This window comes from Kitasatospora hibisci, assembly GCF_043950205.1.
Taxonomy (GTDB): domain Bacteria; phylum Actinomycetota; class Actinomycetes; order Streptomycetales; family Streptomycetaceae; genus Kitasatospora; species Kitasatospora hibisci.
In genome coordinates, this window is record NZ_CP171642.1 from 6,437,326 (window position 1) to 6,450,349 (window position 13,024).

The window sequence follows — 13,024 nt, forward strand, 5'->3', positions numbered from 1 at the left end:
CGTTCACTCCACCGAGCCGGATCCGACAAGGGACACCCGTGCAGATCGCACCCAAGGGCGAACAGGCCCGCAACAACACCGCGTTGCCCAAGGCCCTGACCCTCATCGAGGCGCTGCCCTGGCTGGAGCGCTTCCACGGCAAGACCGTCGTGATCAAGTTCGGCGGCAACGCCATGGTCGACGACAGCCTCAAGGCGGCCTTCGCCCAGGACGTGGTCTTCCTGCGCTACGCCGGCCTGCACCCCGTCGTCGTGCACGGCGGCGGCCCGCAGATCAGCGCCCAACTGGACAAGCTGGGCCTGGAGTCCAACTTCACCAACGGCCTGCGGGTCACCACGCCCGAGACCATGGACGTGGTCCGGATGGTGCTGGCCGGCCAGGTCCAGCGCGAGCTGGTCGGCCTGCTCAACGAGCACGGCCCGTTCGCCGTCGGCATGACCGGCGAGGACGCCCACACCATGACCGCGGTCAAGCGCTACGCAGTCGTCGACGGCGAACAGGTCGACATCGGCCTGGTCGGCGACATCGTCAACATCGAGGCCGGCGCGGTGAAGGCGCTCATCGCCGACGGCCGCATCCCGGTGATCTCCTCGATCGCCCGCGGCGCCGACGGCCACGTCTACAACATCAACGCCGACACCGCCGCCTCCGCCCTCGCGGTCGCGCTCGGCGCCGAGATGCTCGTGATCCTCACCGACGTCGAGGGCCTCTACAAGGACTGGCCGACCTCCGACGACGTGATCAGCCAGCTCAACGCAGGCGAGCTGGACGAACTGCTGCCGAGCCTCGCCAGCGGCATGCTCCCGAAGATGGAGGGCTGCCTGCGCGCCGTCCGCTCCGGCGTCGGCACCGCCCGCGTCCTGGACGGCCGGGTGCAGCACAGCCTCTTGCTGGAGATCTTCACCGACGAGGGCATCGGCACGATGGTCGTGCCGGACGACGAACCGACCGTGACCGGGGGACTCGCATGACGTCGAACGACCAGCTCACCGACCGGTGGCAGCACGCCTTCACCGACAACTACGGCACCCCGCGGATCCCGCTGGTCCGTGGTGAGGGCGCGAAGCTCTGGGACGCCGACGGCAGGGAGTACACCGACCTACTCGGCGGGATCGCCGTCAACGCCCTCGGCACGGCCCACCCGGCCGTCGTCGAGGCCGTCACCCGGCAGATCGCCAGCCTCGGCCACGTCTCCAACCTCTTCATGGCCGAGCCGACCATCGCGCTGGCCGAGCGGTTGATCGCGCTCTCCGGCCGCCCCGGCCGGGTGTTCTTCTGCAACTCCGGCGCCGAGGCCAACGAAGCCGCGTTCAAGATCAGCCGGCGGACCGGCCGCACCCACCTCGTGGCGCTGGAGGGCAGCTTCCACGGCAGGACCATGGGCGCCCTCGCGCTCACCGGCCAGCCCGCCAAGCAGGCCCCGTTCCTGCCGCTGCCCGGCGACGTCACGCACGTCCCCTTCGGCGACGTCGAGGCGCTGCGCGCCGCGGTCACCACCGAGACCGCGGCCGTCTTCCTGGAGCCGATCCAGGGCGAGAACGGCGCGGTCCCGCTGCCGGACGGGTACCTCCGGGCCGCCCGCGAGATCACCCGGGCCACCGGCACCCTGCTGATCCTGGACGAGATCCAGACCGGCATCGGCCGCACCGGCCACTGGTACGCCCACCAGGCCGTCGAGGGCGTCGACCCGGACGTGGTCACCCTCGCCAAGGCGCTCGGCGGCGGGCTGCCGATCGGCGCCGTCCTCGCCTTCGGCGAGGCGGCCGACCTGCTCACCCCGGGTCAGCACGGCACCACCTTCGGCGGCAACCCGGTCGTCGCCGCGGCGGCCCTGGCGGTGCTCGACACCATCGAGTCCGAGGGTCTGCTGGAGCACACCCGCAAGCTCGGCGAGCGGCTGCGCGAGGGCATCGAGTCGATCGGCGACCCGCTGGTCTCGCACGTGCGCGGCGCCGGGCTGCTGCTCGGCATCGTGCTCACCGAGCCGGTCTCGGCCGAGGTGCAGGCCGTCGCCCAGCAGGCCGGCTTCCTGGTGAACGCCGCCGTTCCGGACGCCGTGCGGCTGGCCCCGCCGCTGGTGCTCACCGAGCAGGAGGCGGACGCCTTCCTGGCCGCACTGCCGGAGATCCTCCGGACGGTGCGGGAGAACGCCCCGGCCGATGCGATTCGAGCGTAGTCCGGGAGAATAATCACATGACCGTTCCCAACTCCGGCCAGTCCTCCGCCGGCCCGACGCCGCAGGTCCCGCAGACCCGCACCGCGCGCCACCGGCGGATCGTGGACCTGCTCACCCGCCAGCCCGTGCGTTCGCAGAGCCAGCTCGCCAAGCTGCTCGCCGATGACGGACTGGTGGTCACCCAGGCCACCCTCTCCCGGGACCTGGACGAGCTGGGCGCGGTGAAGATCCGCAACCGGGACGGCGCACTGATCTACGCCGTCCCCGCCGAGGGCGGCGACCGCACGCCGCGGGCACCGATGGGGGAGTCGGCCACCGAGGGCCGGATGGCCCGGCTGGCCGGCGAGCTCATGGTCTCCGCCACCGCGTCCGGCAACCTCGTGGTGCTGCGCACCCCGCCGGGCGCGGCGCAGTTCCTCGCCTCGGCGATCGACCAGGCCGAGGTCTTCGAGATCATCGGCACCATCGCCGGCGACGACACCGTGCTGCTGATCAGCCGCGACCCGGTCGGCGGTCAGGCGCTCGCCGACCACCTGATGCAACTCGCCCAGGCGAAGGCGCAGTAGCGCCTTCGTCCCGGACGCTCGTGGCGCCGGGGCCGAAGGGTCAGCCCCGGCCGAGGCACAAGGAGCAGCAGACCGAACAGTCCGTCCCCGCGTGGGCCCGGAACCGGTCCCCTCGGGGGCCGGAGCCGGGCCCACGGCCGTTCCCGCGGCCGCGGCGGACCCGTTCCCGCGGCCGCCGCGGTTCGGGTTTTGAGATTCATACGGAGTAGTGCATACTTATGCCTATCGCCGTAAGCCTGTTCGCACAGTTGTGAAGGAGAAAGCCGTGACCGAGCGCGTCGTACTCGCCTACTCGGGCGGTCTGGACACGTCCGTCTGCATCGGCTGGATCGCCGAGGAGACGGGCGCCGAGGTCATCGCCGTCGCCGTCGACGTCGGCCAGGGCGGCGAGGACCTGGACGTCATCCGTCAGCGTGCGCTGGACTGCGGTGCCGTCGAGGCGGAGGTCGCGGACGCCCGCGAGGAGTTCGCCGACGAGTACTGCCTCCCGGCCCTCAAGGCCAACGCCCTCTACCAGGGCGAGTACCCCCTGGTGTCCGCCCTGTCCCGGCCGGTCATCGTGAAGCACCTGGTCGCCGCCGCGCAGAAGCACGGTGCCACCACGGTCGCCCACGGCTGCACCGGCAAGGGCAACGACCAGGTCCGCTTCGAGGTCGGCATCAACTCCCTCGCCCCCGGCCTGAAGTGCATCGCCCCGGTCCGCGACTACGCGATGACCCGGGACAAGGCGATCGCCTTCGCCGAGGCCAAGGGCCTGCCGATCGCCACCACCAAGAAGTCGCCGTACTCGATCGACCAGAACGTCTTCGGACGCGCCGTCGAGACCGGCTTCCTGGAGGACATCTGGAACGCCCCGATCGAGGACGTCTACGAGTACACCCAGGACCCGGCCGTCCCCCGCGAGGCCGACGAGGTGGTCATCACCTTCGAGGCCGGCGTCCCGGTCGCCGTCGACGGCCGCAAGGTCACCGTCCTGCAGGCCATCGAGGAGCTGAACCGGCGGGCCGGTGCCCAGGGCGTCGGCCGCCTCGACATGGTCGAGGACCGGCTGGTCGGCATCAAGTCCCGGGAGATCTACGAGGCCCCCGGCGCGATCGCCCTGATCACCGCCCACCAGGCCCTGGAGAACGTCACCGTCGAGCGCGAACTCGCCCGTTACAAGCGGCAGGTGGAGCAGCGCTGGGCCGAGCTGGTCTACGACGGCCTCTGGTTCTCCCCGCTCAAGCGCGCCCTGGACGGCTTCGTCGACGAGGCCAACCAGCACGTCTCCGGCGACATCCGGATGGTCCTGCACGGCGGCCGGGCCGTCGTCAACGGCCGCAAGTCGGACCGGTCGCTGTACGACTTCAACCTCGCCACCTACGACACGGGCGACACCTTCGACCAGTCGATGTCCAAGGGCTTCATCGAGATCTTCGGCCTCTCCTCGAAGATCGCCGCCCGGCGCGACCTGGCCTGATCGGTCCGTCCCGGGCCCCGGCCGAACCACCGAACGGCCGGGGCCCGCCCCCAACCAACCCCCTCACGTGCAAGGAGCCCCAGCGATGCCTGCCGACCGGACCGCCGCCAGTAACAGTCCTGAGCTGCGCCTCTGGGGCGCACGCTTCGCCGACGGCCCGTCCGAGGCGCTGGCCAGGCTCTCCGCGTCGGTGCACTTCGACTGGCGCCTGGCGCCGTACGACATCGCCGGCTCCAAGGCCCACGCCCGCGTCCTGCACCGGGCCGGCCTGCTCGGTGACGCCGAGCTCGACGCCATGCTCGCCGGGCTGGACCAGCTGCTCGCCGACGTCGAGGCCGGCACCTTCACCGGCACCGTCGCCGACGAGGACGTCCACACCGCGTTGGAGCGCGGCCTGCTGGAGCGGCTCGGCGCCGACCTCGGCGGCAAGCTCCGGGCCGGCCGCTCGCGCAACGACCAGATCGCCACCCTGTTCCGGATGTACCTGCGGGACCACGCCAGGATCATCGGCGCCCTGGTGCTCGACCTCCAGCACGCCCTGGTCGGCCTGGCCGAGGCGCACCCCGACACCGCCATGCCGGGTCGCACCCACCTCCAGCACGCCCAGCCGGTCCTGTTCGCCCACCACGTCCTCGCGCACGTGCAGGCCCTCGGCCGGGACGCCGAGCGGCTGCGCCAGTGGGACGCCCGCACCGCCGTCTCGCCGTACGGCTCCGGGGCCCTGGCCGGCTCCTCGCTCGGCCTCGACCCGCAGGCCGTCGCCGCCGACCTCGGCTTCGAGGGCGGTTCGGTCGGCAACTCGATCGACGGCACGGCCTCGCGCGACTTCGTCGCCGAGTTCGCCTTCGTCACCGCGATGATCGGGATCAACCTCTCCCGGATCGCGGAGGAGGTGATCATCTGGAACACCAAGGAGTTCGGCTTCATCACGCTGCACGACGCCTTCTCCACCGGCTCCTCGATCATGCCGCAGAAGAAGAACCCGGACATCGCCGAGCTGGCCCGGGGCAAGTCGGGCCGGCTGATCGGCAACCTGACCGGTCTGCTCGCCACCCTCAAGGCGCTGCCGCTCGCCTACAACCGGGACCTCCAGGAGGACAAGGAGCCGGTCTTCGACTCCTGCGACACGCTGGAGGTGCTGCTGCCCGCCTTCACCGGCATGATGGCCACCCTCACCGTGCACCGGGAGCGGCTGGAGGAGCTCGCCCCGGCCGGCTTCTCGCTCGCCACCGACATCGCCGAGTGGCTGGTCAAGCAGGGCGTCCCGTTCCGCGTCGCGCACGAGGTGGCCGGCGCCTGCGTCAAGGTCTGCGAACAGCAGGGCATCGAGCTGGGCGACCTGACGGACGAGCAGTTCGCCGCCATCTCCGAGCACCTCACGCCCGAGGTGCGCTCGGTGCTCAGCGTCCACGGCGCGATCGCCTCGCGCAACGGCCGCGGCGGCACCGCGCCCTCGGCGGTCGCCGTCCAGCTCGCCGAGGTCAAGGCCGACCTGGCCGTCCAGCAGGAGTGGGTCCGGGGCTGACCCGCCGGCGGCACCCGCGGAGGGGCGCGGCAGGCCGACCGCCGCGCCCCTCCCGCGTGCACGCCACCGCTCGTCCGTAACCGGTCCGGTCCGCGCCCGGTCATCCACGGTATGTGCACCAACGTTCCCTCCGTCCGCTCCGCCGAGGACGAGGTGTTCGCCGAGCTCCGGCGCCGCCTCGTCCGCGAGGCGGTGGCCGCGCTGCCCGGCCGCTGCCCCGAACTCGTCACGGCCCTCACCGAGGATCCGCCGCCCACCTACCGGGAGATCGCCGAACGCCTGGGCATGCCCCGCGGCTCCATCGGACCCACCCGCGCCCGTTGCCTCGCCTGTCTGAGGGTCCTCCTCCACGCCGAGCGCTACGCCTGATCCGCTGCACCGAAGGCCCCGCCGGCTTCCGGCCGGCAGGGCCGCGCCCCCGCCGCGCCCCCCTCCGGCCCGCCCGGCGAGGCGACGTGACTCCCGTCCGGCGGGGCGACGTGACCCTCGCCACGTCCGGCGGCCGGAAGGTTGAGAGCAGCTGACACGCGGGTAGAGCGCTGGCGAACGTAGCTCTTGACGGCGGGGCGAGCACTCGGATACCGAGCGTGAACGCGCTGTCGGCGCCGCCGGCCCCACCCGGGCCCCCGGCTGGTACGTTCGTGCGCCACCCCCGGCCAGGGCCGATCCCCGGCCGGGACACCTCCGGTAGGGCATCCGGTGCGACACCCTCACATCCGCGCGCCGGGCACGACGATGGGGAGGCCCCAGCACATGGGCATGAGCGTGATCATCTCGGCGGCCGCCGCCGAGGACGCCGAGCAGATCCTCAAGCTCCAGTACCTCGGCTACCAGGGCGAGGCCGAGCTGTACGGCGACTGGACCCTGGACCCGCTGACGCAGACGCTGGAGAGCCTGCGCGCCGAACTGGCCGACCAGCAGTTCCTCGTCGCCCGGCTCGGCGACGAGGTGGTCGGCACCGTCCGCGGCCGGATCGGCGCCGACGGCGTCGCCCGGATAGGGCGCCTGGTGGTCCACCCCCGGATGCAGCGGCACGGCCTCGGCGGCCGCCTGCTGGAGGCGCTGGAGCGCCGTCTCGCCGAGGACGGCCGCCCGGTGACCGCCTTCCACCTCTTCACCGGCCACCGCAGCCTCGGCAACCTGCGTCTCTACGCCCGCCAGGGCTACCGCCAGACCACTGTCGAGCAGATCAGCGGGCGGCTCACCCTGGTCCACCTGGAGAAGCCCGCCGCGGCCCCGCTCGCCGCCACCGCCTGACCCCCGCGCGGCCGTCCCACCCGGCCCGGCACCGCCACCATCCGGACGCTCCGGAGGCGGTGCCGGGCCATATCGTTGCAGGTGGTGGCACCGTGTGTCCGCATTTCGGACATCGGATGCCAAGAATTGGGCGCAAATCCGCCCATCTGATTTACTGGCTCACATGACTGCGACGACGAACTGCACCCCCACCGGCACCATGCCGGCAGGTGAGCGTGCCATGTGTCGTCGAATGTGTCACTGCTGAGGGCCACCGCCTCCCTCCTCGCGCCCCGAAGCGAGACCCCGCCGCCCGCGCCCCGCGTGAGCGCCGCGCCTGCCAGCAGCGCGACCCCCCTCCCCCCGCCTGCCCGCCCACGGGCCGGTGGCGCTCCCTGACGACCCGTCGGGGCCGCGCCGTCGCGCGGCCCGCCCGTCCGGCGGTGGCGAACGAGGGGTGGCAGGTCCGGATCCCCCCGGTACAACGCCGTCCTCCGGCACAACGCCGTCCCCGCCGTCGACCGCGACCCGGTCCGGCGACGGCACGCCGCCCGCCCCCGACCAACGGAAACAGCTGTGATCACCACCAAGGACCTCACCAAGGTCTACCGCTCCCGCGGCCGCGAGGTGACCGCCCTCGCCGGCGTCGACCTCCACGTCCGACCCGGCGAGGTCTACGGAGTCGTCGGCACCAGCGGTGCCGGCAAGTCCACCCTCATCCGCTGCGTCAACATGCTGGAGCGCCCCAGCTCCGGCACCGTCACGGTGGACGGCGTCGAACTCACCGCGCTCTCCGGCGGCGAGAACCGTGCCGGCCGCGAACTGCGCGAGGCCCGCCGCCGCATCGGCATGGTCTTCCAGCACTTCAACCTGCTGTCCTCCCGCACCGTGCAGGACAACGTCGAGCTCCCGCTGGAGATCATCGGCCTCGACCGCACCGAGCGCCGCCGCAAGGCAGCCGAACTGCTCGACCTGGTCGGCCTCGCCGACAAGGCGCGCAGCTACCCGAGCCAGCTCTCCGGTGGCCAGAAGCAGCGCGTCGGCATCGCCCGCGCCCTCGCCGGCGACCCCAAGGTGCTGCTCTCCGACGAGGCCACCTCCGCGCTCGACCCCGAGACCACCCGCTCCGTCCTGAAGCTGCTGCGCGACCTCAACCGCCAGCTCGGCCTCACCGTCCTGCTGATCACCCACGAGATGGACGTCATCAAGTCCGTCTGCGACTCCGCCGCACTGATGCGCGGCGGCAGGGTGGTCGAGTCCGGCGGGCTCACCGACCTGCTCACCAGGACCGACTCCGAACTGGCCCGCGAGCTCTTCCCGCTCGGCGAGTTCGGCACCGGCCACCCGGGCGCCACCGTGCTGGAGATCACCTTCCAGGGCGACACCTCCGCCCGGCCCTTCGTCTCCCAGCTCGCCCGCACCTACCAGATCGACATCAACATCCTCGGCGCAGCCGTCGAGACCATCGCCGGCCGGACGGTCGGCCGGATGCGGGTCGAACTGCCCGGCAGCCGCGCGGACAACGTGGTGCCGATCGGCTTCCTGCGAGAGCAGGGCCTTCAGGTGGACGTGATCGAGGCGAACGGAAACGACAAGGCGAGCGGAGCGGCGGCATGACCTGGGACCAGATGCAGGCACTGTTGTGGCCCGCCACCGGGGAGACCTTCCGGATGGTCGGCGTCTCCACCCTCGGCAGCGTGCTGTTCGGCCTCCCGCTCGGCATCCTGCTGGTGCTCACCGCGAAGGGCGGCGCACTGGAGAACGTCCTGGTCAACCGGGTGATCGGCGCCGTCGTGAACATCGCGCGCTCGCTGCCGTTCCTGGTCCTGATGGTCGCGCTGTTCTCCTTCACCAAGCTGATCGTCGGCACCTCGCTGGGCTGGCAGGCCGCCACCGTCCCGCTCACCATCGGCGCCATCCCGTTCTTCGCCCGCCTGGTCGAGACCTCCGTGCGCGAGGTGGACGGCGGCCTGGTCGAAGCGGTCCGCGCCATGGGCGGCAACACCTGGACCATCGTCCGCAAGACGATGATCCCGGAGGCCCTGCCCGGCCTCACCGCCTCGCTGACCACCACCGTCATCACGCTGGTCAGCTACTCCGCCATGGCCGGCACCGTCGGCGGCGGCGGCCTCGGCAACCTCGCCATCACCTACGGCTACCTGCGCTTCGAGACCACCTTCATGTGGGTCATCGTCGCCGAGCTGGCGATCATCGTCACCGCCGTCCAGCTGATCGGCGACTACGCCGTCCGCCGCCTCTCCCACCGCGGCCGCGGCGGCGGCCGCACCCGCCTGCTCCGCGGGCGCCGCACCCGCGCGACGGCGCCCGCCGAGGACCTGGTCACCCCCTAGGCCTCGGCACCCCAGACCTCCCGCGCCCGACCCGGGCCGCGGCTCCCCGCACCACGCAGAAAGGCACTTTTCGTGCGCAACGCCCTGAAGTTCACCAGCGTCCTCGCCACCGCCGGCATCGCCCTCTCCCTGGCCGCCTGCGGCAGCTCCGGCTCGTCCGGCTCCTCCGACCCGAACGCGCCGCTCACCGTCGCCGCCAGCCCCACCCCGCACGGCCAGATCCTCAAGTACGTCAAGGACAACCTGGCGGAGAAGGCCGGCCTCAAGCTCGACATCAAGGAGGTCACCGACTACGTGACCCCCAACACCGCGGTGCAGGACGGCTCGGCCGACGCCAACTACTTCCAGCACGTCCCGTACCTGGAGGACTTCAACAAGAAGCACGGCACCGACATCGTCTCCGTCGCGCCGGTGCACCTGGAGCCGCTGGGCGTCTACTCCAAGAAGGTCAAGTCCGTCACCGAGATCCCCGACGGCGCCACCATCGGCCTGCCCAACGACGCCACCAACGAGGGCCGCGCGCTCAAGCTGCTCGCCGACAACAACCTGATCACCCTCAAGGACGGCGCCGGCACCGCGGCCACCCCGGCCGACATCACCGCCAACCCGAAGAACCTCAAGTGGAAGGAGCTGGAGGCCGCCCAGCTGCCCCGCTCCGTCTCCGACCTCGACGCCGCGGTCGTCAACGGCAACTACGCGCTCGACTCCGGCCTCAAGCCGGCCACCGACGCGATCGTCCTGGAGAAGGCCGAGGGCAACCCGTACGCGAACATCCTCGCCGTCAAGAAGGGCAAGGAGAACGATCCGCGGGTCAAGAAGCTCGCCGAGCTGCTGCACTCCGCCGAGGTCAAGAAGTACATCGACGACACCTTCCAGGGCTCCGTCATCCCGGCCTTCTGACCGGACCCGCGGCCCCGAACCGCTCAGCCGCACCCCTCGACCGGGCCCCCCGCCGCACCTCGGCGGGGGCCCGGTCGGGCAGTATGCACGAGTGACGCCCTGACAGACCGCGTTCTGACGTACCGTCGTCCGGTCCGCGCACCGCGTGACACCGGGGGCACCGGCGAGGCGTACGGTGTGTCCACGACCCGGCGAGGAGAGACGGCATGGCAGCGAGCTTCCCCGAGACCGCCATCAGCACCGAGCGGCTGCTGCTGCGCCCCCTTGCGGAGCACGACGCCCCCGGCCTGGTCGCGATGATGGCCGACGACCTCGTCCTGGCCTGGACCGACCAGCCGGAGCCCTTCACCGAGGCGCACGCGCGCGAGCTCGCCCGCACCCTCGCCCCCGACCACCGCGCGGCCGGCCGCGGCATCGTCTTCGCCGTCGTCGAGCACCTGACCCAGCGTCTGGTCGGCCTCGTCGAACTGCGGAACACCGACTGGCGGCTGCGCTCCACCGAGATCGCCTACGTCACCGCAGCCTGGGCGCGTGGCGAGGGCTACGCACCGGAGGCCGTCCTCGGTGTCGCGCAGTGGCTCTTCGAGGACCGCGGCTTCCTGCGTCTGGAGATGCGCACCGCCGCCGGCAACACCGCGGCCCAGCAGGTCGCCCAGAAGATCGGCGGCATCAGCGAGGGCGTGCTGCGCAGCGCCTGGATAGTGCGCGGCGAGGCCGGGGAGGCGATGGGCGCACCGGCCGACCGCCGGGCCGTCGGAGAGAGCCGCAGCGACCTCATCCTGTGGAGCCTCCTGCCGGAGGACCTGGAGCAGCCGGCCGACCGGGCGGTCGGCTGGCGCGGCGACCACCACCGCTACGTCCTGCGCGACTGACCCGCCCGCCCCCGCGCGGCTGCGCCCGACGGGCCGCCGGTCCACCGCGCCACACCCGGGTCGCCGGCCCTGCGGAGCCGCCCGCACGCCGGCGTGCGCCGGACATGTGTGCGAGATGTCGGCGCAGCGGGGATCACACCCGGTAACCTCTCCACCGGCGCCGAACGCGGGCGCAGCATGTCGGCGCACCGAGGCGAGGGAGAACGGCCGCAGATGGCTGACCGGATCACGGTCATCGGGTGGGACGGCACCCCGCTGACCGAGGCCGCCGGCGCGGCCCTCGCCGCCGCGACCCTGGTGGCCGGCGCTCCCTACCAGCTCAACGCCCTGCCGGTCCCCGCGGCCGCCGAACGGCTCGTCCTCGGGAACGTCCAGCTCGCCGCCCGGCGGATCGCCGAACACCGCGGCGCCGCCGTCGTCGTCGCCGAGGGCGACCCCGGCTTCTTCGGCGTCGTCCGCACCCTGCGCCGCCCCGAGTACGGCCTCGAACTGGAGGTCCTGCCCGCGGTCTCCTCGGTCGCCGCCGCCTTCGCCCGTGCGGGCATGCCCTGGGAGGACGCCCAGGTGGTCAGCGCGCACGGCGGCCGGCTGCGCCGCGCGGCCAACATCTGCCGGGCCCACCAGAAGGTCGCCGTGCTCACCGCGCCCGGCGCCGGCCCGAGCGAGCTGGCGCTGATGCTCCGCGGGGTGCACCGCACGTTCGTGGTCTGCGAGGCGCTCGGCACCGACGACGAGGACGTCACCGTCCTCACCTCCGACCGGGTCGCCGACCACGACTGGCGCGACCCCAACGTGGTGCTGGTGATCGGCGGCAACAGCGGCGGCCCGCAGAACGGCGTGGTCTCCGAGGCGGCCGGCTGGCTGGCCGGGCGCCCGGTCGGGTACCCCGGTCCGGAGCGCGGTTGGGCGCTTCCGGCGGAGGCATACGCGGGCGCCGGGAGCACGGCGGACGCGCCGGGCGCATCCGACACGCTCCCGGCGCACGTCCGCGCCCTGGTGCTGGCCCGTCTGGGTGTCCGGCCCGGCGACCTGGTCTGGTCGGTCGGCGCCGGTAACGGGGCCCTCGCGGTCGAGGCGGCCCGGTTCGGCGCGGCCGTGGTCGCCGTCGAGGCCGACCGCTCGGCCTGCGCCCGGCTGGCCGTCAACGCCCGCCGCTACGGCGTCGAGGTGGAGACCGTCCACGGCGGCGGCCCCGAGGTGCTCGGCGGCCTGCCGGAGCCGGACGGCGTCGTCGTCGAGGCGGGCGGCCCGGCCGTGGTGCGTGCCGTCCTCGCCCGCCGCCCCGAGTGCTTCGTGGCGGTGGCCCGGACGTTCGCCGAGGCGGAGGACGTCCGCCGCGCCATCGCCGAGGCCGGCTACCGGGCGGACGGCGCGCTGCTGCAGTCCACGCCGCTGGAGCCCGTGCCGCCCGAGCAGGCGGGCGGCGCGGGCACGGGCGCGGGCCTGCGGCTCGGGGCGGGCGCAGGAGGCGTGCTGCTGCTCTGGGGTGAGCAGATCGTGTGAAGGCACGGTGCCGCAGGCGGTGGCCCGCTGGCGAATCCGGTGAGGGTTCCGCCGCCGGACCCGGGGGCGGCGAGGCGCTGGGCCCCGTCGGGCCGCGGGCACGCGCCGCCGCGAAGCGGTGATCCAGGTCGCATCCGGACACCGATTCGAGAGACGGCGCCGCCGGGCCGGTAGTGTGGCGTCCGGGACGCAGGCGGCGTCCGGCAGCCCGCCCGATCCGGTCGGTTTGTCGCCTTTCCTGACGCGACGCAACACCGGTCCGGCTCGGAGTGTGGGCGATTCGACGGGCCGCCCGCCGGACCGGGAGAATGCCGTAGGGTCCGGTGCGGTCGTGCCGGTTGCCCCGGCCTGTCGTTGTTTCAGTTGACGCGCCGCCCCCGTCGGGCGGTGTGCGGGCCGGGGTGCCGCAGCGCGCCGGAAGGACTTCGGCCGCAGC

General features: G+C 72.9%; 12 protein-coding genes. All 12 read left to right on the forward strand.

Annotated features, from left to right (window positions below):
* The first annotated feature begins 38 nt into the window (after positions 1–38).
* On the forward strand, positions 39–971 hold the full coding sequence (argB, locus tag ACF9IK_RS28255) for an acetylglutamate kinase (RefSeq protein WP_395296903.1): 933 nt from the start codon (positions 39–41) through the stop codon (positions 969–971).
* Positions 968–2,176, forward strand: a complete 1,209-nt coding sequence (locus ACF9IK_RS28260) for an acetylornithine transaminase (protein WP_395296904.1) — start codon at positions 968–970, stop codon at positions 2,174–2,176. Before argB ends, ACF9IK_RS28260 begins: the two co-directional genes overlap by 4 nt.
* A gap of 17 nt (positions 2,177–2,193) precedes the next feature.
* A complete protein-coding gene (locus ACF9IK_RS28265) occupies positions 2,194–2,742 on the forward strand; it encodes an arginine repressor (protein ID WP_238739850.1) in 549 nt (182 codons plus the stop codon).
* Between the two features lie 265 nt (positions 2,743–3,007).
* Positions 3,008–4,201, forward strand: a complete 1,194-nt coding sequence (locus ACF9IK_RS28270) for an argininosuccinate synthase (protein WP_395296905.1) — start codon at positions 3,008–3,010, stop codon at positions 4,199–4,201.
* Between the two features lie 85 nt (positions 4,202–4,286).
* Complete coding sequence (gene argH, locus ACF9IK_RS28275) at positions 4,287–5,726, forward strand: argininosuccinate lyase (RefSeq protein WP_395296906.1); 1,440 nt, start codon at positions 4,287–4,289, stop codon at positions 5,724–5,726.
* Between the two features lie 111 nt (positions 5,727–5,837).
* A complete protein-coding gene (locus ACF9IK_RS28280) occupies positions 5,838–6,095 on the forward strand; it encodes a hypothetical protein (RefSeq protein ID WP_395296907.1) in 258 nt (85 codons plus the stop codon).
* Between the two features lie 384 nt (positions 6,096–6,479).
* Positions 6,480–6,983 (forward strand): GNAT family N-acetyltransferase, encoded by a 504-nt coding sequence (locus ACF9IK_RS28285; protein ID WP_395296908.1) that lies wholly within the window; start codon positions 6,480–6,482, stop codon positions 6,981–6,983.
* Between the two features lie 555 nt (positions 6,984–7,538).
* Positions 7,539–8,579 (forward strand): methionine ABC transporter ATP-binding protein, encoded by a 1,041-nt coding sequence (locus tag ACF9IK_RS28290; protein WP_395296909.1) that lies wholly within the window; start codon positions 7,539–7,541, stop codon positions 8,577–8,579.
* Complete coding sequence (locus ACF9IK_RS28295; protein ID WP_395296910.1) at positions 8,576–9,313, forward strand: methionine ABC transporter permease; 738 nt, start codon at positions 8,576–8,578, stop codon at positions 9,311–9,313. The genes ACF9IK_RS28290 and ACF9IK_RS28295 overlap by 4 nt, the downstream gene beginning before the upstream one ends.
* 72 nt (positions 9,314–9,385) lie before the next feature.
* Complete coding sequence (locus ACF9IK_RS28300; RefSeq protein WP_395296911.1) at positions 9,386–10,213, forward strand: MetQ/NlpA family ABC transporter substrate-binding protein; 828 nt, start codon at positions 9,386–9,388, stop codon at positions 10,211–10,213.
* Positions 10,214–10,419: 206 nt separating this feature from the next.
* Positions 10,420–11,085 (forward strand): GNAT family N-acetyltransferase, encoded by a 666-nt coding sequence (locus tag ACF9IK_RS28305; protein WP_395296912.1) that lies wholly within the window; start codon positions 10,420–10,422, stop codon positions 11,083–11,085.
* Between the two features lie 213 nt (positions 11,086–11,298).
* A complete protein-coding gene (gene cbiE / locus ACF9IK_RS28310; protein ID WP_395296913.1) occupies positions 11,299–12,588 on the forward strand; it encodes a precorrin-6y C5,15-methyltransferase (decarboxylating) subunit CbiE in 1,290 nt (429 codons plus the stop codon).
* Positions 12,589–13,024 lie beyond the last annotated feature (436 nt).

Bases quoted from the DNA above. Each gene is read 5' to 3' on its own strand.
- ACF9IK_RS28260 (WP_395296904.1), top strand. From the start codon at position 968: ATGACGTCGAACGACCAGCTCACCGACCGGTGGCAGCACGCCTTCACC.
- ACF9IK_RS28265 (WP_238739850.1), top strand. From the start codon at position 2,194: ATGACCGTTCCCAACTCCGGCCAGTCCTCCGCCGGCCCGACGCCGCAG.
- argH (WP_395296906.1), top strand. From the start codon at position 4,287: ATGCCTGCCGACCGGACCGCCGCCAGTAACAGTCCTGAGCTGCGCCTC.
- ACF9IK_RS28280 (WP_395296907.1), top strand. From the start codon at position 5,838: ATGTGCACCAACGTTCCCTCCGTCCGCTCCGCCGAGGACGAGGTGTTC.
- ACF9IK_RS28285 (WP_395296908.1), top strand. From the start codon at position 6,480: ATGGGCATGAGCGTGATCATCTCGGCGGCCGCCGCCGAGGACGCCGAG.
- ACF9IK_RS28295 (WP_395296910.1), top strand. From the start codon at position 8,576: ATGACCTGGGACCAGATGCAGGCACTGTTGTGGCCCGCCACCGGGGAG.
- ACF9IK_RS28305 (WP_395296912.1), top strand. From the start codon at position 10,420: ATGGCAGCGAGCTTCCCCGAGACCGCCATCAGCACCGAGCGGCTGCTG.
- cbiE (WP_395296913.1), top strand. From the start codon at position 11,299: ATGGCTGACCGGATCACGGTCATCGGGTGGGACGGCACCCCGCTGACC.